At 55.6% G+C, this 25385-nt stretch carries 28 protein-coding genes; 18 read left to right on the top strand and 10 right to left on the bottom strand.

Annotated elements, in window-relative coordinates:
* Positions 1-536: 536 nt before the first annotated feature.
* Together P186_RS09265 and P186_RS14360 are read right to left on the bottom strand one after the other, a co-directional pair.
* Positions 537-1037 (bottom strand): nucleotidyltransferase family protein, encoded by a 501-nt coding sequence (locus P186_RS09265; RefSeq protein ID WP_237179389.1) that lies wholly within the window; start codon positions 1035-1037, stop codon positions 537-539.
* Between the two features lie 79 nt (positions 1038-1116).
* On the bottom strand, positions 1117-1299 hold the full coding sequence (locus tag P186_RS14360) for a ribonuclease HepT family protein (RefSeq protein ID WP_237179388.1): 183 nt from the start codon (positions 1297-1299) through the stop codon (positions 1117-1119).
* Between the two features lie 588 nt (positions 1300-1887).
* Between P186_RS14360 and P186_RS09260 the strand changes: the two genes are divergently transcribed.
* Positions 1888-2364: a PaREP1 family protein gene (locus P186_RS09260; RefSeq protein ID WP_148682924.1), complete on the top strand. Its 477-nt coding sequence runs from the start codon at positions 1888-1890 to the stop codon at positions 2362-2364.
* Between the two features lie 130 nt (positions 2365-2494).
* Positions 2495-3052, top strand: a complete 558-nt coding sequence (locus tag P186_RS09255) for a PaREP1 family protein (protein ID WP_014289207.1) — start codon at positions 2495-2497, stop codon at positions 3050-3052.
* Positions 3053-3736: 684 nt separating this feature from the next.
* On the opposite strand, the gene P186_RS09250 is transcribed toward P186_RS09255, so the two are convergent.
* The 4 genes from P186_RS09250 to P186_RS09235 form a co-directional block, all read right to left on the bottom strand.
* Positions 3737-4144 carry a zinc ribbon domain-containing protein gene (locus P186_RS09250; RefSeq protein ID WP_014289205.1) on the bottom strand — a complete coding sequence of 136 codons (408 nt, stop codon included), beginning with the start codon at positions 4142-4144 and terminating at the stop codon, positions 3737-3739.
* 4 nt (positions 4145-4148) lie between these two features.
* Positions 4149-5111 (bottom strand): hypothetical protein, encoded by a 963-nt coding sequence (locus P186_RS09245; RefSeq protein WP_162470309.1) that lies wholly within the window; start codon positions 5109-5111, stop codon positions 4149-4151.
* A 67-nt stretch (positions 5112-5178) separates the two neighbouring features.
* Positions 5179-5664, bottom strand: a complete 486-nt coding sequence (locus tag P186_RS09240) for a DNA-binding protein (protein WP_148682921.1) — start codon at positions 5662-5664, stop codon at positions 5179-5181.
* Entirely contained in the window at positions 5645-5860 is a 216-nt protein-coding gene (locus tag P186_RS09235) for a hypothetical protein (protein ID WP_014289202.1), read from the bottom strand. Before P186_RS09235 ends, P186_RS09240 begins: the two co-directional genes overlap by 20 nt.
* A 605-nt stretch (positions 5861-6465) precedes the next feature.
* Between P186_RS09235 and P186_RS13860 the strand changes: the two genes are divergently transcribed.
* Complete coding sequence (locus P186_RS13860; protein WP_158307142.1) at positions 6466-6624, top strand: hypothetical protein; 159 nt, start codon at positions 6466-6468, stop codon at positions 6622-6624.
* Positions 6625-7272: 648 nt separating this feature from the next.
* Positions 7273-8277, top strand: coding sequence for an ATP-binding protein (locus P186_RS09230; protein WP_014289201.1), 1005 nt, complete (start codon positions 7273-7275; stop codon positions 8275-8277).
* A gap of 1375 nt (positions 8278-9652) precedes the next feature.
* Here the strand turns inward: P186_RS09230 and P186_RS09225 are convergent.
* Positions 9653-11062 carry a hypothetical protein gene (locus P186_RS09225; protein ID WP_014289200.1) on the bottom strand — a complete coding sequence of 470 codons (1410 nt, stop codon included), beginning with the start codon at positions 11060-11062 and terminating at the stop codon, positions 9653-9655.
* Between the two features lie 120 nt (positions 11063-11182).
* On the opposite strand from P186_RS09225, the gene P186_RS14355 reads away from it, so the two are divergent.
* From P186_RS14355 to P186_RS09210, 5 genes are read left to right on the top strand one after another with little or no spacing between them, the layout of a single operon-like run.
* On the top strand, positions 11183-11569 hold the full coding sequence (locus P186_RS14355) for a hypothetical protein (protein ID WP_014289199.1): 387 nt from the start codon (positions 11183-11185) through the stop codon (positions 11567-11569).
* Complete coding sequence (locus P186_RS14350) at positions 11566-11760, top strand: hypothetical protein (protein ID WP_014289198.1); 195 nt, start codon at positions 11566-11568, stop codon at positions 11758-11760. Before P186_RS14355 ends, P186_RS14350 begins: the two co-directional genes overlap by 4 nt.
* A 28-nt stretch (positions 11761-11788) precedes the next feature.
* A complete protein-coding gene (locus tag P186_RS14345) occupies positions 11789-12325 on the top strand; it encodes a glycosyltransferase (protein ID WP_014289197.1) in 537 nt (178 codons plus the stop codon).
* Positions 12322-13473, top strand: a complete 1152-nt coding sequence (locus P186_RS09215) for a glycosyltransferase (RefSeq protein ID WP_014289196.1) — start codon at positions 12322-12324, stop codon at positions 13471-13473. Before P186_RS14345 ends, P186_RS09215 begins: the two co-directional genes overlap by 4 nt.
* Entirely contained in the window at positions 13470-13958 is a 489-nt protein-coding gene (locus P186_RS09210) for a hypothetical protein (protein ID WP_014289195.1), read from the top strand. The genes P186_RS09215 and P186_RS09210 overlap by 4 nt, the downstream gene beginning before the upstream one ends.
* Here the strand turns inward: P186_RS09210 and P186_RS09205 are convergent.
* Genes P186_RS09205 through P186_RS09195 form a run of 3 tightly spaced genes read right to left on the bottom strand, consistent with a single transcriptional unit; the run spans position 13955 to position 16434 of the window.
* On the bottom strand, positions 13955-14479 hold the full coding sequence (locus P186_RS09205; RefSeq protein ID WP_237179387.1) for an HAD family hydrolase: 525 nt from the start codon (positions 14477-14479) through the stop codon (positions 13955-13957). The genes P186_RS09210 and P186_RS09205 overlap by 4 nt on opposite strands.
* A 1-nt stretch (position 14480) precedes the next feature.
* The gene (locus tag P186_RS09200; RefSeq protein WP_014289193.1) at positions 14481-15575 is read right to left on the bottom strand and encodes an ATP-grasp domain-containing protein; all 1095 of its coding nucleotides are present in this window, start codon (positions 15573-15575) and stop codon (positions 14481-14483) included.
* Positions 15565-16434: a glycoside hydrolase family protein gene (locus P186_RS09195; RefSeq protein ID WP_014289192.1), complete on the bottom strand. Its 870-nt coding sequence runs from the start codon at positions 16432-16434 to the stop codon at positions 15565-15567. Before P186_RS09195 ends, P186_RS09200 begins: the two co-directional genes overlap by 11 nt.
* A 121-nt stretch (positions 16435-16555) precedes the next feature.
* On the opposite strand from P186_RS09195, the gene P186_RS09190 reads away from it, so the two are divergent.
* The 9 genes from P186_RS09190 to rfbC all read left to right on the top strand — a co-directional run bounded on the left by P186_RS09190 (position 16556) and on the right by rfbC (position 25385).
* On the top strand, positions 16556-17767 hold the full coding sequence (locus P186_RS09190; RefSeq protein WP_014289191.1) for a glycosyltransferase: 1212 nt from the start codon (positions 16556-16558) through the stop codon (positions 17765-17767).
* Between the two features lie 331 nt (positions 17768-18098).
* The gene (locus P186_RS14075; protein WP_193383980.1) at positions 18099-18674 is read left to right on the top strand and encodes a hypothetical protein; all 576 of its coding nucleotides are present in this window, start codon (positions 18099-18101) and stop codon (positions 18672-18674) included.
* Between the two features lie 50 nt (positions 18675-18724).
* Complete coding sequence (locus tag P186_RS09185; protein WP_193383979.1) at positions 18725-19405, top strand: FkbM family methyltransferase; 681 nt, start codon at positions 18725-18727, stop codon at positions 19403-19405.
* 118 nt (positions 19406-19523) lie between these two features.
* Positions 19524-20624: a hypothetical protein gene (locus P186_RS09180; RefSeq protein ID WP_148682919.1), complete on the top strand. Its 1101-nt coding sequence runs from the start codon at positions 19524-19526 to the stop codon at positions 20622-20624.
* On the top strand, positions 20621-21904 hold the full coding sequence (locus tag P186_RS09175; RefSeq protein ID WP_148682918.1) for a protoporphyrinogen/coproporphyrinogen oxidase: 1284 nt from the start codon (positions 20621-20623) through the stop codon (positions 21902-21904). Before P186_RS09180 ends, P186_RS09175 begins: the two co-directional genes overlap by 4 nt.
* A 25-nt stretch (positions 21905-21929) precedes the next feature.
* Positions 21930-22982, top strand: coding sequence for a glucose-1-phosphate thymidylyltransferase (locus tag P186_RS09170; protein WP_014289186.1), 1053 nt, complete (start codon positions 21930-21932; stop codon positions 22980-22982).
* Between the two features lie 21 nt (positions 22983-23003).
* Positions 23004-23972, top strand: coding sequence for an NAD-dependent epimerase/dehydratase family protein (locus tag P186_RS09165; protein WP_014289185.1), 969 nt, complete (start codon positions 23004-23006; stop codon positions 23970-23972).
* Positions 23969-24847 (top strand): dTDP-4-dehydrorhamnose reductase, encoded by an 879-nt coding sequence (rfbD, locus tag P186_RS09160; RefSeq protein WP_014289184.1) that lies wholly within the window; start codon positions 23969-23971, stop codon positions 24845-24847. Before P186_RS09165 ends, rfbD begins: the two co-directional genes overlap by 4 nt.
* Complete coding sequence (gene rfbC, locus P186_RS09155) at positions 24834-25385, top strand: dTDP-4-dehydrorhamnose 3,5-epimerase (protein WP_014289183.1); 552 nt, start codon at positions 24834-24836, stop codon at positions 25383-25385. Before rfbD ends, rfbC begins: the two co-directional genes overlap by 14 nt.

Below are 25385 nucleotides of genomic sequence, written 5' to 3'. Positions count from 1 at the left end.
CCTACTATTTCGTGGATAGTCACGTATGTACGCCGTATTGGGATAAATAAGTAACGTGGGGCGTTCTGTAGCTCCCGATAGGGGAGGTGTTAGAAGAGGCTGTAGGCGTGGTCCATTGGCATAGCCGTAGTCGGCGCGATGTGTTAGCTAACGCCGTTTTTAAGGAATACCCATACCGCGGGGGCTAGACAGCTAATCGATAGGCTTGAGGCGTTGTGCGTAGACATAGTTGTGTAGAGCTGGCGCGGCTCTTTAAGAACTGTAGTTGAAGGGGGATTGGGGTCCCGGGAGGCCGCTAAAGATAACGGCCAGAGGAGGGGTCGATAAACAGATCTGCGTCGGAGACATGCGGGATTCGCATGCCCCTCGCCGTCTCCAGCTTTGTCCCCGCCGTAATGGGGGTCGGGAATGCCGCCGGGAGGTCCGGTATGTCCGCGAATTAACGGCGGAGAGGCCCAACATCTGAGGAAGTGGCAGAGAATGGGCTAGGCGGCGGATTGATAGAGGTATGAAGGATCGCCGGGGGCTAAATCTCTCTACGCGCGGCCTCGCCGCCTCGCGAGCCTCTGCTGTGCGGCGTGCCAAGCCTCGCCCACATCTAGGAGCTCTATGTACCTCCGCGCCAAGTCCTCCCTCGCCCTCTCCTCGTTGTACACAGGTACTCCCTCGAGGATAGATAGGAGGACGCCGGGGGGCGCCGTGTCTATGTCCACCACGTCTACTTGTCCGTAGTCGAGGCCCAGGGCCTCCGCCACGTCGGCCGCGAAGCCCGCGAGATCCCACAGACCTACCGGCCTCGTGAACTTGACGGCTAGGTCAAGATCGCGGCCGCACCCCTTCTTGGCCACGGAGCCGAAGACGACGGCGTAAACCACGCCGTGCCTCTCGAAAACCTCCCTCAGCCTCCCCACGTCGTCTATGCAAGGATCGCCGGGCAACTTCGCCTCCAGGGCCTCGACGATCTGCGGCATAGTGGAGGCGATCTCGCGGAAGGCCTCCAGCTCCCTCGCCTCGTCCAGCTGGTAATATCTACGCACAATTATATTCCTAAAAGAGGCGAGGCGCCTCAGGAACCCCCCTTAGCCTATCTTCCGCGCCAAGAATGCCGCCAGATCCCTATAGGTGGCCGGCTTCTCGCCCCCCCTCAGCCGCCGCCCACATAGCCGCCAGGTCGAGAACAGACTGGGCCACGAGCTCCGCGAGGCGCTCAAGGGCAAACAAGTCCCCGCCCCCCTCCAGCCTCTCCCTCAGCAAGGCCAGATACCTCTTCACCCTATCAAGCTGTTCCAAAAGCCGCATATGGAAGCTACTCCCCCGGTTTAAATAGAAGCCTAGTCGAGAGGACGTCGTGCCCCCGGCTTGCGGAACGCACTGCTCAACCACCAAGCGATCGGGCGCGGGCCGCAAGATAGTCCTTAGAGAACACACGGCGGGAATCGCGCGTGGAAGGCCGCCGTTCCTACCCGCAAGGCTAGGAGGTGGCTCTAAGCTAAACGCAGGTATAGGCTGTGTCCATCGTGGTGGCGTAGAGGGCGTTATGCCGTCTCTAACCCGAGCGTCGAAGCGGTGTTCGCCGATGGGGGGCAGGCCCTTAGAATTGAAAGACCGCCTCCACCCGACGCACGACAGCCGCCCTGACCGCGCGTCCCGCGTCGGGTAAACGCCTCAAAGACGCGGCGGCCGCCGCGGAACCTGCATTGTCTATAAAACTCCCGGGTGACGGCTCTGCCCTAGGCCTAGGTTTTTAAGTCTGGGGGGTCCCCAAAAATCTACCCACATGCCGCCTCTTCAGCGCGCCCAGGACGCGCATCTGCACTTCCGCGTGGCGGTGTGCCCAGTTGCCCGGCACTGGGGAGAGATTTAAAAGATAAAGTTCCCAACCACACTGTGGAGGAGCTGATTAAAAAGCTGGAGATGAGAGGAATTAACGTAGAGGAACTCCTACTTGACGCCCTAAGCGCCGGGGATCCCGAGGAGAGCTCCAGGGAGAGGCTCAAACTCGCCGAGAGGTACATGGAGGAGTGCCAGGAGTACGTAAACAAAGGCGACGCCGTCCAGGCCAGCGAAAAGGCCTACAAAGCCGCCGAAGAGGTGGTAAAGGCCCTGGCGGAGAAATACAGAACCCCCGAATACGGCAGGTTCCTCAGAGAGGGCAGGTGGTACACCTACTTGCTCAGCATGGCGAGCAAAACCCTCGCCAAAATCCTAGGCGACTGGGTCCAAGACGGCTGGAACGCCGCATACGACCTACACGTCTGGGGATTCCACGAAGGCAAGCTAACAATAGAATACGTAAAAACAGGCGTAGACAAAGTCAAGAAAATGCTAGACGAGGCAAGGAAAATACTCCAGAACCACGCATAAAGACGCTAGACACCGGTAAAGACGGAGGCGTCGAGGTAGGTGCCTACAGCCACCACCCCAGTCCACACGCCTGCCCACTACAGAGCGGCGGCCACCAAAAGCCACATTAATTAAATATAAACTGGCTAGTGTGGACGTGGCTCTGGCAAAGACTTTGGATAAGCCCCTACCTAAACCCACCAGCGAAGGCTATGTAACAGCCCGCCTCCTAGAGGCCTTCGTCGAGGCCCGGCTGGCGTTGAGATACCTCGAAGAGGGCCTCGTTAGAAACGCCGCCGGCAAGGCCTCTCAGGCGTGGAAAGCCCTAATGGCCGCCTTATTGAGGCTAGAGCTAGACAAGCTGAAATCCCTCGCCAGGACAGAGGAGGAGAGGAGGTGGCTGGAGACAACGGCGGTGCCCCGACTGCCCACTGGGAGGATGAAAACCCTCTCCCAGATGCTGGAGCAGATAGGCCACCCCGACATCTCTCTGTGGACTGACAAGGCCCTTAACCTCCACGACTACCAGTACCACGGGCCGGATCCCGACATGGCCCTTTCTAAGTATAGGAGTAGCGAGGAGGCGGCTTACGACGTGGTTAAGCTCGTCCAAGGAGTGATTAGATACGCCGAGTCCCTCAAACCCCGAGTCAAGTGGAGCCAAGAACTGGAAAAGGCGCTGGAAGAGCTCAAGACAGCCCTCCGCTAGCCGCCGCACCTAGGCGATCCTCACATCCGCCACCCACAAACTCAGCCAAAAACCCAGACAACACAAAAAACCACAAAACCCTCCCCACATCCGATTCTTAAACCCTCGGCATAATTACATTCGCCGGGCGGGCGATGACCAGATCCACGCGGACAGACCTCTGAAGATAGGGAACTGAGGGGAGCCCGCCCGGCGCCTCTCTTCTACACACGAAGTTATAAACTTTTCCGCCACACACAGCGCCGCCACGGCGGTATCCAGAAAAGGTGAAGGGCGCCCCTAATCTAGCCGCATAGCCTCCAGCACAGCCAAGGACCTAGCGCAGACGCGCTACGGCGCCCCCTCGCTCTACACAAATACTCCAGCAACCCCAAACGGCCCAGATCCAGAAACTAGCCAGACCCCAGACGCTCCTATCCAACTAGGCTACCCATTTGTGAGATCGCAGATCGATGTCAAGCCGCGGTGCGGTGCGCAAAATCTCCACATACGGCGCGGCGGTTGCGACACACCGGCCTATGACCAGATGGCCCAACACTACGGCGGCGGCCCTTACTGACCTGTGCCATCCCACGGTGGTTACCGTGCAATGGCGGAGTCGCTACAAGACAATTGGAATATTTGCCCTTCTCAGCAACTCTCTGAAGTCCTCATGGCCTCCTCCCCGCCCCTCTGAGGGGCGGCTCATAGGCGCCCTCGGTCCCCATCGGGGTCACCGTCTCCTCGCCCGGCGGGGGTCATGGGGCTGGCCCGGGCCAGCACGGCGGGCCTTGGGGTTCGGATAGACCCCTCTGCTTCCAGCACCTGCCTGGACCACTCCTCTAACATCTTCTCGTCCACGGCGGATAGAGCTCTCTTAACGGCTTCTGCGTACTTCCCCTCCAGTTTCTCTGTTGCCTTCTTCAACATATTCAGCACAGAGGCTACGTCTCTGTGCACCCAGTGGCCCCTCGGGCAGAGGCCGAGCTTTGGGCCGAGGGGGAAGGACATCTCAACGCCGTGTATTGGACAGGTCTTAGAGTTTCTGTAGGCCGACACCAGCAGAACCTTTAGTCCCCTCTCCTCCGCCTTATCCCTAACCTTCTCTACCACGGCCTTAATGGGCGTCTGCTTTATCCGGTGTCTGAGCCGTGGGCTCTTTTTGTCCTCTACCATTCTCCTCCTGCGGCTTTTTACCGACGTTCTCCGTCACGAGGACTGCTGGCTCCCTAGTGAGCTCGTGGGCGACCTTGTTTACCTTATCCCGCTTCCTGTCCCGCTCCCTCAACCTCTTAACCCTCTTCCTGTAGTCCCTCGTGTGGGCGCCAGAAAGCCTCTTTCCGTCTATCTCTACGGTGAACTCCTCCGCCCACCTGCGCCTAACCGCGTCGTATCTCTTCGCCAGACGGCCGGAGTCGGTTCTAAAGACGCGGATAGATATAGAGGGCTGAATCCACTGCTGATTCCACTGCGACACTCTGTCGACTGTGGCCTTCAGGTCCACCCGAGCCGCAACTACCGTATTTTCGTTCACGTCGAAGGCCATGATCGCTACGGGCTCCTTTCCCGCCTCGGGTTCCACCTCGTACGTAAACACGGCGTATACCCTGTTCTTCACCCGCCTCAGCCGTATCGTAGACGATCTCTTGGCTCTGCCTATTCTGACCAGCCACTCGAAGAGCCAGAAGCGCTTGTGGGGCCAGAGCTCCGCGGCGTACCTCTCAGACATTAGGCGTACTGACAGCGATGTAAGCGCATTGGGGCGCCATGAGGTCTCGGCGACGTAGGGCGCTACGCGCCTAACCGCGGGAGGCCTCCTGCCAGCCTCAGTCCAGGCGTTGTACGTCTCCATGGCGTCTTTCACCGCCTGCTGGGCGTATGCAGACGGCAGGCCGAGCCGCCTCACCGCGTCTTTCACCTCGTGCCACACCTTGAAGTAACTAGCGCTCCTAACCTTGTAATTCTGCACTAAGTACTCTACAACAAGTCGCTTAGCTTTCTTATACCCCCTCTCCAGCTCTAGAAAGTCCAGAAACTGGTTGCCATCCAGCAAAAGCGGCACTGCGACCGAGCGCCTCACCACCATGTCTAAATAAACGCCGGCTAAAAACCTTACCCAGCCCTAAAGGGGTAGATTTGCCGCCACTCTATAAATGCAACGCCTCTCTCTCATACCTCCTCAACTCCCCGACGACATCCTCAACGTAGCCGGCGCGCCACGCCTCAACAATGACCTCAAACGCCCGCCACACCTCTACCCCTAGGCCTAGCACCCTCGGGGCAAAATACGCGCCGCCGTTTTCAGTCAAGACGACGTACCCAAACCTCACCCCAGCGGCGAGGCACACAGCCTCGGGGAAGTCCACCCTCTTCAGCGGCTTATCACAGCCAGCCGCCATAATTCTACGCGCCTCCTCCTCCACGTCGGGGGTCTCCGTGAAAAGCGCCATGTTACCAGCGGCGAGGCTCTCCGCAACCCAATCTACAGCCGGCGGTAGCTTAATTTCCCTCAAAACAGACTCGGGGACGTGCACCACGTCAAAAAGCTTAAACAGGAGATTCCGATTGGAATACCTAGCCCAGTCCACTAGAAAAGAGGTATCCGCAAGAGCCTCACGTGACGCTGGGGACACGCGCCCTAATCCTCAGCTCGTTAAACTCATCGACAGAGAGGCCGGCGATGCGCGACGCCACGTAGATATCACCCGTCTCCACGTAGTACTTCAAAGCCGCCCTCAGCTTAGGAGGCAACGAGTTTATGAACTCCCAATCAGCCCACTCCCTCCTAACCCTCCTACCCTCTTCAAAAGCCTCAACAACCTCCTCCACATCTAATACAACACACAGTGTTAAAAGGTTATCGCAACCACAGCCACACAGCCGCCATCAGCCAAGACACAATAAACCGCATGCCATCTCCGTCGCATCCGCCAGAGACGCCGCAACGAGCCACACGCTTTATTTAGGGGTACAGATCCCCGCATGTGGCCTCCGCGGTAGCGCCCGAGGAACGAGCTAGACCCCACCAGCGCACCTCCCTAAATAGACACTCCACATCCCTCTCAGAGCCCAGCCTTACCCCTTCGACACCTCACCACCGCGGTGGTAAAAGATACATGACTTCATAAACTGCCCCATGGGGAGCCGCAAACCGCCGAAGCAAAGCATCCACAACACCGCACACAACAACGCATCCGTAGCCGGATTGCCAGCAACAAAAGGCACGACTCCTCCGGTGTGCCACGCCCCCTCAATATATCACAAGACAAAACACCGGATTACAGGGGAGCGCCCGCTCATAACCCCGCAACAGCGGCAAGGACGGTTAGCCCTCAGATCTACACCCAGCGGCCGAGAAGCTGGAACCACGCCTCTCGACTTGACTCATAGGCGAACCCAGCCAGCAACATGTTTACAGTCGCCAGGTTGATATCATGCGTCTCGTCTTCGACATGTCTATTTGCTTCGCCTCTAATTCCGCGGCGGGATCTCTCGCGGTGGAGAGAATTCCGGCGTGGCTTGCAAGCGCTGTATACCACCCCTTAGCCGTCGCTAGGTCTGCCTTGTTGGCTTTTTGGAGGTGCTGTGGTTAGACTAGCGCTTTGAATCCGGCGCCCAACGCCGATCTCCACACAACCCCGCAAAGAGAGCCAGCCTCTAGGGGAGCCTGGCTATGCGGCTTTGAAAACCCTCGCCGCGTCCTCTCTTACGCGAGAGACACCACTCTGTAGATACAGCTAAACGACCCACCGACTAAAATCACGCCAGACAAACCCTCCCTCTCCACCCGCGAACAAACCACATCAGACAGCACCTGGGGCCCGAAGGCTAAACCCTCAAAAACGATAGCAAGACTAAATCCGCCGAGCTGGCGGTGACCAGAACCACGCCTGCAGATCTTTAGAAATAGGGTGTTAGGCTGAGCCCGTCTGTCCCTATTATTAAGCTTTATCTGCTAATCTCACACGACTCCGATCTAAAACCAGGCTTACAAAAAAGCCGCACGAGCCCCAAGCCACCGCGGCGGCAACCACCCACCGCGCTAAATACCAACGCCTTAAGTTGCTCTTAAAACCCGGGGATCTGAGCACATCCACCAGAGATCCAACAGCCCCCCGACGCACACCTCCACCAGCCCCAAAACGCGGACGGAGTAAAAATTCCGCGCGTGAGACGAGATCTGCGTTCTGTCCCTCGGCGCATCCGGGGGCATTTTTAAATTCCGGCATGTGGAGCGTCGTGTGAATAGAATTAGGCTGAAGCTGGCGAGGGGGGTAGACGTCGAGTTCGTCGATAGAGAGCTCGGGCTGAAGAGAATTGAGGAGTGGGCCACCCGGGGGACGAGGTTTGTAAAACTGGTCTTCGGACCGGAGGGTTGCGGCAAAACCGCCTGGCTGAAGCAGTCGGCCGAGTTGCTGAGGGAGCTCGGCTTCGACGTAATCTACGTCAACCCCCTTCAGAGAGAGTACATCGCATATGTAGATCTAAAAGAGGTAGCGAAGAAGCTGGCGGAGGCCGCCGCCGAGAGGAGCGGCGTCGCCGAGGTGAAGCTGGCAGACCTCGCCATACATCTCGCCACATACATCATACGCAAGAAGAGGAAGAGGAAGGTGGCGGTGCTGGCAGACGACGTTTTTCAAGCAATTGGCCTGGACAAGGCGGCTAGCTACGTCAAGTGGATGCTCGGCCTCATCGAATACCCACCAGGCGAGTACGAAAACATAATCGCCGTAGCCGCCACAAGTGAAGGCGCGACGAGGAGAGAAATCGGGAGGCACAGATGGGCCGACCTATACCTCATGTGGAATATGCCGGAGGAGGGCTTCCGGCAACTCTACAATCAGCTCCCCGGCGAGAAGCCCCCCTTCGAGGAGGTGTGGAGGTGGACAGGCGGAAACCCCTCGGCGCTGGCCACCCTACTCGAACACAGCTGGGACGTAGAGAGGTTAGTGGAGCGGCTCGCCAAGGAGAAAGACGTCACCCCCCAGCTGGCGAGCCGCTGGCGCAACTGGCTTGAAAAAGCCGTAGACGACCCCGACGTCTTGTGGAGCCCCGACGCGCCCGAAGAACTTATCGACATGTTAAACAAGAGAAATCTCATAGTCTACAATCTACACAGAAGAGACACCTGGTTCTGGATAGACACCCCACCACCCGAGAGGGATCCCGAGCTGGGAATAGGAAGACACGTCGCGTGGCAGACACCCCTCCACAGAGAAGCCGTGAAGAAAGCCCTCGAGACATAAACACGGCACTCCCCCCCAGGCCCGTCACCATGCGGCGCGGGCGGGCGACAGATGTTCCCACCCCCCGTAGACGCCCACCAGCGACACACACAGCGCCAGGTAGACGGATAGGCACAACCCGCAGAACAGGCCCACACCGCGACGCCAGCCCCGCCACTTGACCAGAGAGTAGCCCCGTTAGACAGAGGCATTCTCCCACATAGCCGGGCCACCTTCGTGTAGACAATCCCCTCTTTATTCGGCCCCCCGCAAGAAGACACCGCTACGGTGGCATACAGAAAAGGTGAAGGGGCCCCTAATCTAGCCGCATAGCCTCCAGCATAGCCACGGACCTAGCACACACGCGCCGGGGATCCAATAGGCGATGCATCTATTACGAGGCATAACCAGCCACAGCTTGCCTCCGAAACGCCGACGCCCATAGTCGGGGCATTCGCCTATTCTATGCAAAAGATCGCAGGCGCAAACACGAGGCCTTAAGTTGCTATTAAAGAACGCCACAACGAGCACGCCCTCGTCAAGAGGAAGCCACGAACCAGCCGCCCACCGTAGCTTTGCCACGCTTGCGAATTTTGAACGTGTCATGGCGATGTCCATGGCGCTACCAAGGTATGCCAACTCCGGCTTAGCTTAATTTTCCTTTCTAGTAGCTGGTTAAGATTCGAAATAGCCCATAGGCCGCCTCTAAATTAGTCCTCTCCTGTAGGCCTCTCGTATCCTATTTGCCACCTTTTCCACCACCAATCTACCAGATAGAGCGTATTATGTGGCTTGTTTTTTCAGCCTCTTTAGGATAAGGGCTGCGAGGTCTGAGACTCCAGAGGCTATCACTAAACTTTCTGACCGATGTCTGGGGCGAATCCCGCTGGGACCTCTGCATCGATGTCCTCTTTGAGTGCTGATATGTTCTCCTCGGCCTCCAGCTCTCTAATCCACTCCTCTACAAAGCTTCTTAACTCCTCGGCCCAGTTCCCCCCGTCCTTACCCCCTTAATCTTCCCCCTTGCTATAAATTACAACAAGCCACAGCTGTGGTCTAAGGCGTACGTAGGCATAAAACCGGCGATTAGCTGGTCACAAAAGTTTCTGGGGCCCAAATCTCTCCCGAGGCTACGTCGCGGCATTGTCATATATGACGCGGTGTACATAGTCCTCGCCTTAAGAAGGGATACACATCTCCTCACACTAGACATGACACAGGCAAATATTTTGTTAGAAGTTGTGTGAGAGTTGCCATTTTTATGGGGGACTGATAAAGCCGTGAAGCATTCTGCCTGAAGTAGTCCAGTAAGGGGAGTAGCTCTGCATGGTGGAGTTATTGATAGTTGAAATTATGTTTGGTAATAATCTATATTTGTTTAATTCTATTTTTGTTTTTAATGAGTGGTGTCTCGTTGAGGAATTATTTTGTTGATGAGAATTTTTGTTATTGTTCTAGTGGGTGGCGATAGTGCGTAGAGGTACAGGTATGACGTGGCTCCTATTAACAGGGCGTTGGGCAAGTATGTCGTTATTGTGGTAATGATATTCTCGGTTTTGTATGGTATTGTGGGGAGGGGGGTTAGGTAGATGGCTAGAAATGCGACTAGCGTGGGAAGATAGAGTTGAGTTGCTAAGGGGCGGTATTGCGACCCTAATAGTTTAAGTCTGTAAACAGTTGATAGGGCGCTCCACAGGGCGAAGGTAAGGACCATGCCTTTTGCTGAAAGTGAGGCCGATGTGTAGTACATTAGTGTGATGATGAGGGGGGAAGTGGCGAGGTCGTATATTAGTGCTTTAGCTGGCTTGTCTTTTAGTGTAATTACTATGTTTTTCTCCACGCCTAGTATTACGGTGTTTATGTGGAGCGAGTGGCTACCTAATATGAGGGCTAGGCTGTTGTACGCCACGGCCTCTATTAGGGGCTGGTTGTTTATCTCGGCGGGTCTGAGTAGGGCTATAAACCACTGTGGTGTTTTTAGCATGATGGCGGCGGCGAGTAGATGTATGCTAATTATTACCGCGCCGTCAAGTAGGGACCTCCTGACTTTGTCTTCCTCCTTTAAGAGTGAGCCATACATGAGGGATGTGAGTATCCAGCTTGGATATACCGACTTTGTTATTTGGAACAAGATGTAGTAGTATGCCAGTAGGGGGCCGCCTCCGGCGAGCTGTATTGCGTAGATGACTAGCGCATTCACTAGGCTATTCAGGAGGATTAGGGTTTGGAAGGGGGCACCTCTCAGCGCGGTTTTGAGGAAGTGTATAACTCCGCCGAAGTTGGGCTTAGCTACTTTGGAAAGAAAGGTGGGGACCGACATGAGGGTGTTGACTAGTAGGACTAGGTATAAGGTAGGGTTGCTTCTTATCATGTAGGCGCCTGCTAACTTCAAGGTCTGAGAGACGTAGGTAAGCGTTGCGCTGAGGCGTTGGCTATATATGGAGAGGTAGGCGCCCGCCGGCCAACCATTGAGGAGTATGATGAAGTATCCTAGTAGGTACAGCGCGGGATCTTGCACGCCGGTGGTTGCTAGGTAGGCGGCGTATATGCCCCACGCAACTGTCGAAGTGAGCAACTCGGTAGCTACCAGCTCGTTGTAGCGGTGCGGCTCTTGAGCTAGTACTCTGGGGTACCAAGTGGTGACGTAGCCCATGAAGGCGATGGCAACGCTGAGGCCCGCGTTAATCACAGTCACCAAGGCGAGGTCTTGAGTAGAGAGACGGCGTGTGACTGTTAGAGCATAGATAAGCGAAACGAGTAGGGTGAAGACGCCGCTTCCCACGGCCAGCAGTCTGGCACCTGGCACGGCGGGTTAGATGTAGCTGTTTAAAAACCAGATGTATAATCCCTATGTGGCCGGTGGCCTTTTCTGTGTAGTTGCCCACCACTTCTGGGACATGCCCGGTGGGGGGGGGGGGAGTTAGTGATGGCAAGCCTTGCAGTCGCCGCAGAGAGACTCGGTTACACACCTGTGCTTACCTCGCTTACGAAGTTCAGGGTGGAGAAATATATGGATAGGTTTGGGATCGATCTGGGGAGGTATCCTGTGGTGGCCGGCGGGATTACCCTCAAGTCCTTTGGGCTGCATCAAAGGCTATTTGTGTGGAGGCCCGTTAAGAAGGCGCTGGAGCTGTACAGCCCAAGGCTAGTGGTTATAGATATGCCCACCTACAAACCCATCGTAGGGAAGGTGCCTATTGTGGAATATATCCACTTCCCCTTGGAAGCCACATTCAACAGGAGGTATCGCCACTTGGGTTTTACTATAGAGATGACCCCTACACGTCGGAGAGATACGGCAAATTTCCATTGAATATATACGTAGCGGTATACGCAAGGCTGTACCCAATCTACGCCCGTGGCAACCCCTTCGAGGTAGCGGAACTTGTCTTGACAAATTCCCGGTGGACAGGCGAGGTGGTAAAGGCTTTGTATGGAGAGGAGCCGCTTGTGCTAAACCCGCCCCTGCCCCCTAATCTGGGGGGACCCCGGCCAGAGAGCTAGTTTCGAGGAGCAGGAGCCGTGTGTGGTTATGCTTGGGCGCTATTCCCATGAGAAGCGCTATCACTGGGTCTTGGAGAGAGTAGCGCCGTTAATAGTGAAAGAAGTGCCGGAGGTGCGCCTAGTGATTATGGGGGACGCCTCTACGCCAACAAGCGCCAGCTACTACCAGAGCTTGGCTAGCTTTGTGGAATTCCGAGGCCTTAAGAACAACGTGACGCTACTAAAAAATTTAAGTAGGGGGGAGATAAATCGAGTCCTCTCCAGTTGCCGGGTTTTTCTCCACGCCACAATAAACGAGCACTGGGGCATCGCAGTGGCCGAGGCAATGTGGCACGGCGTTCCCGTAGTGGTGCATAAAAGCGGCGGGGCTTGGACAGATCTCGCCCAGCTGGGCGAAGCAGGGATCGGCTATAAAGACGAAGGCGAGGCCGTGGAGGCGCTGGCCAGGTTATTAAGCGACGGTAAGATGTGGAGGCACTACTCCAACAAGTCGCTGGAGAAGGCACGGGATTTGATTTTTGAAAAATTTGTAGATAGGGCCACAAAGCTGTTATCAGATTTATGAAGTGGATATACTTCACAATCTTTGATCCCAGGTTTTATCCACGGCCCATATTCTTCAAGAGATGTTGCGGGATGCTTGTCTACTACCTAAGGACCTTTCCAGGTTATGTACGCAGTCCGGGGAAGGTTCCCAACGCACCGGCGAGAGGAACAGGTAGATCGGCGCGGAAAAGCACCTCTAGAGATCCGTTGGGCGTGTTTTATAAATGTCCCCGCCAAGATCGGAGCCGGTTGCTCGACTCAGTGTTTTACGAAGCCTTGTATGTCCCATGTCTAAAAAAGGTGGGGGGTGAGGGAATAGTGGTGATGAACGCTTATGGAGTCCACGCGGCGAAGCTTCTAGGGAAGAAGGTGGTTGTGGATTTGATGGATTTGTGGAGTTGTGAAGACAGCGCACTGCACTTAAACGCCGTGGATTTCAAATCGCTGAAGAAGGCGGACCTCGTCTTGGCGTGGTCACGCGCTATCCATAGCCTTCTTAGGCGCATGGGGATCAGCTCTGTCTATCTACCCTTCGGGGTTGACCTAAAAACCTTTGACCCCATGTCTGTGCCTCCCTCTCTGTTTCTTAATAGATACCCAGATGTCGGCGGGACTGTCAGGTTAGTCTACAGCGGGGGGCTCTGGTATGTGGGAGGTAAGGAGGTACTAGGCGTGGGGAAGCTGTTAAAAGCTTTTAAAAAAGTGGAAGAAAAGAGACGAGACGTGGCTCTGCTGATACAAGCACCGCGGGAGGTTATGGAGATGGCTAGAGAGATGGGGTTGAGGAATGTGGTTCATGTAGAGAGGACTCCCCTGTCCAACGATCCGTTGCGCCTCTCGTTCCTCCGATCAGCCGACATTTTGGTGCTTACTGGCTCCAGGTACTCAGCGGTTTACCTAGCAGAGAGGACCACGATGTATCAATATATGGCCACCGGCAATGCAATACTTGCCGAGGCCACGTTAGGGGTGAGGGGAGTCTTAACTCACGGGGAGACTGGATACCTAGTAGAGCTTGACAACCCAGGGAAGATGGCGGAAGCAATCCTCGTGCTCGCCGCAGACGAGGGGCTAAGGAGGTATATTGGGCGGAACGCCAGATCTCTACTGGAGAGGCACTACACGTGGGAAAAACTAATTGAAAAGGCGAGGTCAATATTGGCATGATCTGCATATTTTCCCCCGCCGGGTCACTTACAGGTGGTACCTACAGATCACTGAAGTCAATACTGGGGTTCCCAAGCGGCGAGTATCGTCTATACATGCCAGGCGATGTGAAGAAATCCCTCATGGACGACATCAGGCGACTTGTGGGGGACTCCGCCATGTACGGACTAGTTTCAAATGCAGTTGAGACAGAGCCCTTGGGGGTGTGTAGAGGAAAGTGGCGTTGCTATGTGAAATACGGAGAGAAGCTAGCCACCAGGCTTGTAGGCGAGGGCTGTGGCTTTGTATACATACCGCATGAACATCCGTACATCCCGCTGGGGATAGGCGAACACCTACCGTGGGCTGTGTTGTTGCAGACAACGCCTGTTGTTGGCTCTCTGGCGATCGAAGACGGCTCGGGCTTTACGCCGCGGCGATGCGGCACTAGCACACGGCGGCTCGCGATCTCGGACAGATGTTGGAGGAGGGTCGGCGCGCGTTAGAGGTTGTGGAGCAATGCGCTGAGGGTATCGCCGCGTCTCCTGTCGAGCCGCACGCAACCGGCTATCCCGATCTTTCTGCAAACCTCCACGTTGTCGTATCTGTCGTCGACGAAGATTATCTTATCGGCGCCGTACTTCTCGGCGAAGTGCCTCAGCTCGGCCTCCTTGGAGCAGAAGCGGGGCCTGGCCGCTATTTCGGAGAAGGCCTCGTCTAGGCCGGATAGGGACAGCGCCAGACGTATCGCGCGCTCCGACTGCATGCTGGCTATCGCCGCAACTCCGCTCCACTTCTCCAGGAAATGCGCCACGTCGGGGAACACGCCTGCCCTAGCCGCCGACTCGACCTCATAAGCCTCCACGAACTCGTGTAGGGCGAAGAAGAACGGGGTGCCGCAGAGCTCTCTAAACGCCTCGTTTATGCTACGCACGTCAAGGCCGAGCCTGTCCCTGACGGCGCGCCTCAGAGACGCCCAGTCTACGTCCAGCCTCGCTATCACTCCGTCGAAGTCGAGGACGACCACCCTATCTGATCCTCCAGACGCGGCCATCGCTCTCCCTATAGAGGAGGACCCCCATGTCCATCTGCCTAATGAGGTAGTGACCCTCGGGGAAGGCGTCGACGCGCCCCTCCCCGCACCTCGCCGGCCTCCCGAGGCCGAGCTCGAGGTAGACAAAGGCGAGGTTCATGCACTGGTCCCCATACGCTCTGGCGAAGGCCTCCCCCCACAACGGCGCCGTGGTGTGCCACTTGCCGTCCACCTCAGTCACGTAGAACCTCCCATCAGCCCCCTGCTTCAGATCAACCGAGTAGAAGCCGTGAGGCCTCGGGTCCAGGGCTAGGACGGCGCGCCTCCCCACGTCGTCCACCTCAGGCTCGCGGATAGACCTGGCCACCGACGGGGTGCCGGTGATCCCGGAAAGCGATATATGGCGGAGCGGGTACTCCAGGCGCTCCCTCGCGTAGGCCATGACGAGCCTCCCCTCGTACCAGAGGGAGTCGTATGCCACGTCCCTCCCCGGCAGATACCGCTGGAGCAAGAAATCGCCCGGCTTGGCCCTCCCCTGCACGGCGTTGAGCCTTATCCAGTACAAAGCCTCCTCGGGGCTGTTGACCTTCAGGCTCAGCCTGCCCCCGGCGCCCTCCTTAGCCCTTATCCAGAGAGGGCCCCCCAAGGCGTCGAAGGCCCTATACACGTCCTCCTCGTCGCGGACCACCACCGTCTCGGGCACCGGCACGTCCGCCGCGCGCAACCGCTCGGCTATCAAGTCCTTAGAGGGATATATGGCCCGGATATCGGGCAGATATACCTTCACCCCCATCTTGAGGAAGACATCCCTATTCTCGGAGACCACCTTGGCCTCCACGCTCGGGTGCGGGTGGAGGAACTCTATCGAGTACCTCCTCGCCAGCTCCACGAGGAGCTTGAGGAACTCGGGATCGTCGTGCCTCGGCGACCTCACCCTCACGTCCACGTCGGCGAACATTATGTGGTAGGGGCTGTGGTCGGTCCCTACGATATAGAGGCCGCCGAGCTCCCTCTCTGCATACCTCAAGGCCGAGACGAAGTTGAAGCCGCCCATCCCGCCGATGCCCGTCACCAAAATCCTAGTAGGCATAGGCGCACTGCCTGTACTTGATTAAATATATATCCCACGGCCCCCCGGCCTCTCTGTCGACGACGCTGAGGTAGAGGTAGGCGCCGCCCCCATCCATCAATAGGGATGGCGTGTCGGCGCCCAGGACGGCGCGCCTCCCGACGAACCTATGGGACTCCGCCGAGGCGTCGAGCAGCACGAACTTCCCGGCGCCCTCGACGTCGTAGAGCCTATCCATCACGAAGCCGACGATGTACCCCCTATGGGGCTTCTCCGAGTAGTCGTTCGAGGCCGAAAGCAGGAGGTAGTAGTCGCCGACCCTATACGCAGACGCGTTATGCAAGCTGTGCCAAGGCCCCGGCGTACCTGCGCCCGCCACCAGCCTCCAAGCGCCTATAAAGCCTCCGCCGGGCGTGAAGCGGAGGACCCAGAGGCCGCGCGGGTAGGGCAGTATATTGCTCACCAAGACGTCTACGGCGTTGCCGCGCACGTAGACGTTGCAACCGAGGTCGACCTCGGCGGCGTTGAATGACGACGGGGTCGCCAGGATCGCCAAGTCGGAAAAGCCGGAATCGGGCTCCCTAGACGACGCAAGCCTGACCCTATTCCCTCTCTTCCTGTCAACGTAGACGAGATAGTATCTGTCCCCCCAGAAGAACGGCGCCGCAGTCAAGCCGTCCTCCAACACCACGCCGACCTCGGAAAAGCTTGCGTAGTCCCTTGACCTGTACGCGACGACGGAACACGACCGAGAGCCCTCGCACCGCGAGACGTACATATATATCCAGTCCCCGTACTTGACCGCAGATCCCCACGCGGCGTAGGGAGCAATGCCCCTAAGAACCGGCGTGATCTCGACCGCCTCACATAGGGGAAACACGGAAGCAGATAGATGCCATTATTTAAGTCCTATGCCTAGCAGGTTGGTAGAAAGCGCGGCGAGATGCCGCGCCCGCGTGATAAGAACCGACAATTATTAAAAAACCCGGCTGACTAAGGCTGTGGATCCTCCCGACGCCGCCTATTTGACCCCCTTCGACGTAAAAATATTCGCGCGGCCTATATTCTTCGCCAGGGCTCTGGGTATTCCGGTGTACCTCATAAGAACTGTGTTCGGGCATTTACTGAATCCAAACAAGTACAGAACCAGCGGCTTAGCAACCCGAGACGCAACAGTTCTCGACGAGGCGACTAGGACTAGGATACGCGATATAGGCCTTAAGGCGATACGCCTAGATCCCTCGAGATTCATAAGTAGCTGTTATAGACAAGACAAGACCTATAATCTTTCGGCTATCGCTAAGGAATTATCGATTCTGCCCTATATAGACAAAATACCATATTCAACAATTATAATAAAGAACCTAGTAGGCGTTCTTGCCGCTCGTTGGGCTGGCCGTCGTGTTGTGGTTGATTTGATGGATTTGTGGCACTGCGATAGGGAGGACGTGGCGTTTAACGCTGTGGATTTCGCCGCGTTCCGCCGCGCCGACTGCGTGATAGCGTGGTCTAGGGCAATACAGACTCTGCTTAAGAGCTACGGCCTTAAATGCGTCGAGTACCTCCCATTCGGGATAGACCTAGAGGTGTTCGACCCACTCAAGGCACCCAAAAACCTCATCTACGAAAAATACCCACAACTAGAAGGAAAAACAATAATTGGATACAGCGGCGGCGGGCACTGGTACCACGGGACCTACAAGCTGATAACCGCGTTCAAACTGATTGAGAAGAGACACAGAGATGTCGTACTGGCAATACAGACCTGGGGACAGAATAAGCTTATCAAGTCCTTGATAGAGAAAGTAGGCGTAAGGAACTACGTGCTTGTCCAACCGACGTCTTTCAACGATCCCTTAAGGCTCTCGATGTTGAGAGCCAGCGATGTCCTGGTTCTCACGGCGAGTAGGTATCCCACCGTCTATCTGTCGGAGAGGTCCACTTTGTTCAACTACATGGCGGCTGGAAACGCGATAGTTGCCGAGGCGACGCCCGGCTCGTTAGGCGTGTTGAGGTATGGCGAAAATGCCCTACTTTCTAAGTTTAATGACGTGGTGAACTTAGCAACTCAAATAGAGAGACTTATCAAGGACGAGTCGCTCAGATATGAGTTGGGTGCTAATGTTAGGAAAGATCTAGAGACCAAATATAGTTGGGATGTTTTGAAAATTAAAATAAGAATTATATTTGAAAAATTAAATAGATATACTTAAAGCTCAGTATTACTAATATTACTAAATAAATATATAAATTAAATTGCAAATAATGTGAATTAATACTTAGATCTATATACAAGATTTCTAAACAACTGCAAGGTATCATTACTACTTCGCTAAATGGATAGCGACGGGTCAGATAGATCTCAAGGTACCCAAATTCTGGAGAAACTATGACTTGCGTAACCCTAGACGCTGATGAAATATGAAGCCCCCACGGTCTTAGCAGAAACATAATGGAGTACATCACGATCTTATAATTCTGGGAGAATGGGAGCGTTATGGAGATGGGAATGTGTTTTAATAAAGTATAATATGTTGCGGTATTATGTCTCGCGTAGCTGTTCTTGGATGCGGCTGGGCTGGAGTTCTGGCATCATTGAGGACAAAAGGTCTACACCCCGCGGCAGATGTGGTATGTATAGACGTAGAGCCCGGAGGTCTCTTGAGGAGCATCTCTATTAAGGGCTATCTCTTCGACATAGGCGGCTCGCACGTCGTCTTTAGCAAAGATCCCGCCGTCCTCAACGGCATACTTTCATTGGTCGGCGAGCGGACTCGGAAGGCTGGGAAGGCATACATCTCGCTAAACGGCTACCTGCTGCCGTATCCCTTCGAAAACGGGATATATGTCCTGCCCCCCGAACAGAGAGCCCGCTACGGCCACTCCATAATATTAGCATTACTTGAAAACGCAAGACATGGCGAGAGGAAGCCGGCAAGCCTAAGGGATTGGATAGTAAATACCTTCGGGAGGGAAGTAGCCGAGGACTACCTAATCCCCTACAACGAGAAGATCTGGAAAAGACCTGTAGACCAGATATCCGCAGACTGGGTGTACACTCCCGGCAGACTTCCTCTGCCAGGCGTGGTTCAATACCGCTTTATGTCTACAACGTACTGAGCGGTTTGGCGTCCTCCCTTTACCATGGCCTTAAGCTGGCGAGGCTGTTGGTGTGGGTTAGGCCTTACCTTGTGCTTACCTACTACCCATCGCTTTTACCGCTACTCTCGCTCCTCGGTAGGCTCCTTCGATTTCGTGTCGTTGTTAAGATGGATTGGGATGTCGTCTTTCGGTGCGGAGTTAAGGCTAGGCTCAACCCATCGGCATATTCATGGCTCGTTTATGCTTATCGCATTGGTTTGATAACGCGCGTTGATTGTGTAGGTGGTGGGGTCGTGGCTTATCTTTATGGTGTTGTTAGGGTTTTTATTGATGGTGATGGCGACATCCTATTCATAATGCCTGACGGTGTTAAGCTAAAGTACATTGACCAATTCACCATTGCCGAGACTTGGCTCTACGATATCCACTTCCTGGGCTTCGATCTAAGCGGGTGGCTTGTCTTCGACATCGGCGCCTATGTTGGCGATATGGCTTTGTATTATGCTAAGAGGGGAGCGGCTGTCGTGGCTGTGGAGCCTGTCCCGGCGAATTTCGAAGCTATGCTTAAAAATATCGAGTTAAACGCAGAAAAAGGGCATAAGGTACTTCCCGTAAATGCCGCTGTTGCAGACGCCGACGGCTTCGTTGAGATTTACTACAGCGGGCCTTTGACGAATCATCTTCGATCTCTGAAAAGGGGATACCTGGCTAAGATGCGCTCTATATTAAAGAATATTATAGAGAATTAAATTAAATCATAATCTATTATTAATAATTTTAATATTTTATTGGGGAACTATCATATTTTCAGTAATTGGATTAGAATTGAATCAGAAAAGCTTATAAAGAATTTATTATGGAAATAAAATGTGCATCTACATATACGCGCCGGCGAATGTGTACACCGGAGGTCCAACGGCGCTTTTTGATCTATGTCGTGTACTTAATGAATATTATCATGTAGATGCATGGATCGCTTTTTATGGCATTACGGATGGTGATCCGGTTCATCCAAATTATAAAAGATACAAATGTAAGTGGACTTTGCACAATAATGTAAATGATGATAAAACTAATATTATTGTAGTCCCGGAGTCTGTGCCATCTATCTTGAATCAATTTAATAATGCGAGAAAGGTTGTTTATTTTTTATCAGTTGATCACTACGTTCTAGCCGGCTCTTATCTTAAGAACTGGAAAGGGCGACTGCAGTTGTACAGCCGTAAGGCGCGACTACTGTGGCGGGATATGCTTGAATTACTGAAAGATCGATCAATTTTACGTTATCATTATCCTGAAATAGTTTCATCAATAGTTAAAAATTTAGTAGAGAATAGATTAGTCAAATTGCCTGGTGATGTTGATCTTTATTTGGCTCAGTCAAGATATGTTGTAGAGTTTCTAAGAAGATACGGAGTTCCCTGGGAGAATATTATATTATTACATGAGCCTTTGGAAGAAGAATTCATTAAATCTGCGTTGGATGCTAATTTGCCAGCTAAGAAGGAAAATGCGGTGGCATGGAATAGGCGGAAGTCAAACACCGTAGGATATAAGTTGGCTAAGCTACTGAGAGACAGATTCAAGGTGTATGAGCTGTTTAACGTAGGTAAGGAAAAGATGGTGGATATATTGTCGAGGACTAAGGTATTCATTGATATAGGTTGGCATCCGGGCAGAGATAGACCGCCCCGCGAGGCTGTTGCCATGTGGAATGTGCCTCTAGTGAATAACCACGGGGGGCTGTATTATTATGAGGACTATCCGGTTCCGCACAAGTATAAGATAGATTGTTATGATATCTGCAATAAAGTTAGCTACAAGGAGCTAGTCGACAGAGTAATTGACTTCGTTGAGAATTATGATGCCCATATAAAGGTGTTCGAGGACTTCCGTCGCTATATTGTTGAGGAGCCGGAACTATTCATAAAGGACGTGGGTATGCTGGTAAAAAGATTGGGGGTATGACGCGAATCGCTATACTAGGTTGTGGGTGGTCGGGTCTTGTTTCTTCTATTCGTCTGAGATCTCTCTACCCTGCCGCCGATGTTATCTGCGTTGACAGGGCTTTCGACGGCGGCCTTCTTACATCGGCTAGGCTAGGTCCCTATCTTTTCGATGCGGGTGGTAGCCATGTGGTTTTTAGCACGAGGCGTGAGGTTGTTGAGACTATTATCTCCATGGGGGGTGAATGGGTTTTCCGCAGTAGGTCTGCCTACGTCCTCCTGGACGGCTTCTTTGTGCCTTATCCCTTTGAGAACGGGATGTACGTACTGCCGCCTGAGAGTAGGGCGAGGTACGGCATCTCCCTCATAAGGGCCTTCATGAACAACAGGGGCGAGAGGCCGGCGAATTTCCTCCAGTGGATCCTCGGCACGTTCGGGGAAGAGGTTGCTAGGGATTACCTGATTCCCTACAATGAGAAGATATGGAAGAGGCCTCTCGACGAGATGTCGGCCGATTGGGTCTACATACCTGGCCGCCTCCCACTGCCTTCGCTTGAGGACATCGTTAAGGCCGTGGCGGGGCTCCCCACTGTGGGTTACGCCGAGCAGTCTACTTTCTACTACCCGAAGAGGGGCGGGATATACAGCCAGTGGCGTGCCACGTACGAGAAGGCGGCTTCTCTGGGCGTGAGGTTCGTGAAGGAGGAGGTTAGGGAGGTGAGGAGGGCTGGGTCTGAGTTTGTCGTGAACGGGTGGCTTAGGGCGGATAGGATCGTCAATACGCTCCCTCTGAGGGACTTTGTCCACATGCTTGTGCCGGAGCCTCCCTCTGAGGTGTTGGAGGCTGCGTCTAGGCTGGACTACAACTCGGTCGTCGTGGTGGGGATCGGGCTTAGGCAGGCGGCTCCTCCCCACCACTGGGTGTATGTGCCGGATAGGCGCCACGTCTTCCACCGCTATGCCTGGATCTCGAACTACGGGGAGGATGTCCCGCCTGGCCGTTCGGCTCTGATAGCAGAGGTTACTGTGCCTCCCAACACATCGGTGGATCTGGAGGGGGTTAAGGCAGACGTCTTAAGGGGCCTTTCCGATCTCGGCGTAGTTGAGGAGGGAGCAGTGGAGGTTGTAGAGGCTTGGTTCCATAGGTACGGCTACCCCATCTACACCCTCTCTCACGGCAGGGATGTCGCGACGATTGAACAATACCTAGCGAATATAGGGATAGCTACGTTCGGCCGCTGGGGCAATTGGCAGTACTGGAATACGGATAAGATATACGAGAAAGCAAAGGCGTTAAAGTGAAAACATGCCGAAACGCCATTATCAGGTGTACGCAATAGTCCTAGCAGGTGGCTACGCCACTCGCCTTAGGCCGACGTCGCTTTCTTTTACCAAGCACCTCGTGCCTCTTGCGAATAGGCCGGTGCTTGGTTGGGTTCTTTCGCAAATCGCCGAGGTCGGCGTTAGGGAGGTCTTCATCGTGGTGGGTTCCCACAACCGGGAGCAGATTGTGGAGTATGTGGGGGATGGCTCCCGCTTCGGCGTGTCGGTGGAGTATCTAGTGCAGGAGAGGCCTCTCGGCCTTGCCCACGCCGTGTCGCTGGCTGAAGGCTTTGTAGACGGCCCATTCCTTGTATATTTGGGCGACAACCTCCTCCAAGGCGGGGTAGCGCAGTACGCCAAGCGCTTCCTCGACGCTAAGGCAGACGCGATGGTTTTGCTTAAGGAGGTGGAGGATCCGACGCGCTTCGGCGTGGCGGTGTTCGACGGGGGGAGGCTGTCGGGCTTTGTTGAGAAGCCCAGGCAGCCGCCGTCTAGATACGCCCTCGTCGGCGTATATTTCTTTACGCCGGCGATCTTCGACTACATCAAGCGGCTCAAGCCGTCTTGGCGCGGCGAGTACGAGATCACAGACGTCCTGGACCTGATGCTTAAGGACGGCCGTCGGGTGGAGTACGCAGTGCACGACGGCTGGTGGCTTGACGTGGGTAAGAAAGACGACGTCCTCGCCGCAAACGCCCTCCTACTGGACGAGTACGCCAGGAGGGAGGTCAGGGGCCGGGTCGAGGACAGTAAAATCGAGGGGCGGGTCGTCGTTGAGGAGGGGGCCGTCGTTAGGAACAGCGTGGTCCGGGGCCCCGCCGTCGTCGGGAGGGGCGCCGTTATCGAGGGCTCCTTCATCGGGCCGTACACAAGCGTGGGGGACGGCGCCGTGGTTAGGAACAGCGCTGTGGAGTACAGCGTCTTGATGGAGGGCGCCGTGGTGGAGGGGGTTGAGCGGCTGGAGGAGTCGCTGGTGGGGCGCTACGCCCGGGTGGCCTCAAACGCGAGACGCTACGTGAGGCTCCACATCTCGGACTACTCGGTGGTAGAGCTTTAAAAGAGGGCTGTCGCCTGCGTTATGCGGGTGTTGGTGACTGGTTGCGGGGGCTACATCGGCACCACACTGACGCCGCTACTACTATCTAGGGGGTATAAAGTGCGTTGCGTAGATTGGCTGATCTTCGGCGAAGACGTAATCAGCCATCTCGCGGGGCACCCCGGCTTCGAGCTTGTGAAGAAGGACGTAAGGGAGGTGGACGGCTCCGTCTTCCAGGGGGTGGACGCCGTCGTGGATCTAGCCGCCATATCTAACGACCCGGCGGGGGAGCTCGACCCCGAGCTGACCCTCTCCATAAACTACAAGGCGCGGGCTAGAGACGCGGCACTTGCCAAGAAACACGGCGTCTCTCGCTTCGTCTTAGCCTCCAGCTGTAGCGTCTACGGGAGGCAGGCCGGCGTGGCCGACGAAAACACCGAGCCGAACCCCCTCACCACATACGCCAAGGCAAATCTACTGGCCGAGAGAGAGGTGCTCCCCCTGGCCTCTAGAGAGTTCGCCCCTGTGGCTCTGCGCTTCGCCACTGTCTACGGCCCCTCTAGGCGCATGCGCTTCGACCTTGTGGTCAACGCCATGACGCTGACCGCCTACACAGAGGGCAAGATCTACGTGGAGGGAGACGGCATGCAGATGAGGCCTCTCGTCCACGTGGTAGACGTGGCGAGGTCCGTGGCCTTCGTGCTGGAGCAGCCTCCCGACGCGGTTTCGGGGCAGGTATTCAACGTCGGCTCTGACGACCAGAACTTCCGCATAGTCGACATAGCCAAGGCTGTTCGGGAGGTGGCTGGGGGCGAGGTGGTCTTCAGAGGTGAGGTGGATAGGAGGAGCTACGCCGTGTCCTTCGCCAAGATCAAGTCGCTTGGCTGGGAGCCGCTCTACAGAGTGCCGGAGGGGGTTAGGCAGGTCTACCACGAGCTCCTCCTAGGCCACCTAAAGCCGGAGGAGCGCTGGTGGACTGTTAAGTGGTACAAGAAGGTCTTGGGGAGATGATCCTGGTTACCGGCGCCAGCTCCTCGCCGGGCTTTAAAATACTGGAGAGGCTCAGGCGGGAGGGGTGGGAGGTCCTCGGGATCTACAACCAGCACCCGGTGGAGGGGGCTGTGCAGTGGGATCTTGCAAAAGACCCCGTGGGGGTTTTGGAGCGCTTCTCGCCGGACGCCGTTGTCCACGCGGCGGCGCTGGGCGACGTGGATAGGTGCGAGGTGGAGCCGGCCCTCTGCTATAGGGTAAACGCAGTTACGACTAGGGAGATCGCCAGGTGGTGCTCGAAGAGAGGCGCGGCGCTTGTCTACCTCTCGACAGACTACGTCTTTCCCGGCGACCGCGGGTCGTATAGAGAGGAGGATCCGCCGCGGCCAGTGAACTACTACGGCCTCACCAAGCTCCTCGGGGAGGAGGCGGCGCTGGCGGCTGGAGGCGCCGTGGTGAGGGTGGCTTGGATATACGGCTTTGGCCCCGGCAGGCAGAACTTCGGCAGGACGGTGGTGGAGAAGCTGTCCCGGGGCGAAGAGGTGAGGGCTGTGGTCGACCAGTGGGGCTCTCCGACTCTAAATACCCTAATTGCCGAGGTTGTTGCGAAGGTGCTGGAAAAGAGCATATCGGGAATCCTCCACGCGGCCGGCCCTAGGCTTAGCCGGTACGAGTTCGCCTTGGCAATTGCCGAGGCCTTCGGCTTCTCCAAGGAGCTTGTCAAGCCGATTAAGGCGGCCGATCTCTCCTTCAAGGCGCCTCGGCCGAGAGACTCCAGCCTAGACAGCTCCCTAGCCGTTTCTACACTCGGCGTGCCTGTAAACGATATTAGGTACGCCCTCTCAATATTTAAAAAGGAGTGGGAGGAGGGGCGGCATGCCGATGGCCGGGGCTAGGAGGCTGGAGATACCGGACTTGATCCTCTTCGAGTACAAGATTTTCGAGGACGAGCGGGGGTTCTTCGCGGAGCTGTGGAAGCGCGGCGAATATCTCGCGGCGGGCCTCCCCTACGACTTTGTCCAAGTGAATCTATCATATTCAAGGCCCTACGTGGTTAGGGGTCTCCACTACCAGCTTAAGCCTTCTGAGCAGGGTAAGCTGGTCACCGTGGTGAGGGGCCGCGTCTACGACGTGGCTGTGGACATCCGGAGGGGCTCTCCCTGGTTTGGGAAGCACGTCGCTGTGGAGCTGGCGCCGGGCAGAGCGCTTTGGATCCCGCCCGGCTTTGCCCACGGGTTCCAAGCCCTCGAGGAGACTCTCTTCCTCTACCTAGTGACTAAGGAGTTCGACCCCCAGCGGGATAGGTGCGCCAAGTGGGACGACCCGGCGCTGGGGATAAGGTGGCCCGCCCCCGAAAAGGCAATACTAAGCCAGAAAGACCGCTCCTGCCCACCCCTAGCTGAGGCGGAAAACAACTTCGAATACCCGATTTAA

It is taken from the genome of Pyrobaculum ferrireducens (assembly GCF_000234805.1).
Classification (GTDB): domain Archaea; phylum Thermoproteota; class Thermoprotei; order Thermoproteales; family Thermoproteaceae; genus Pyrobaculum; species Pyrobaculum ferrireducens.
The sequence above is the reverse complement of the archived record's forward strand: the minus strand, read 5'-3'. Positions and strand labels throughout refer to the sequence as shown.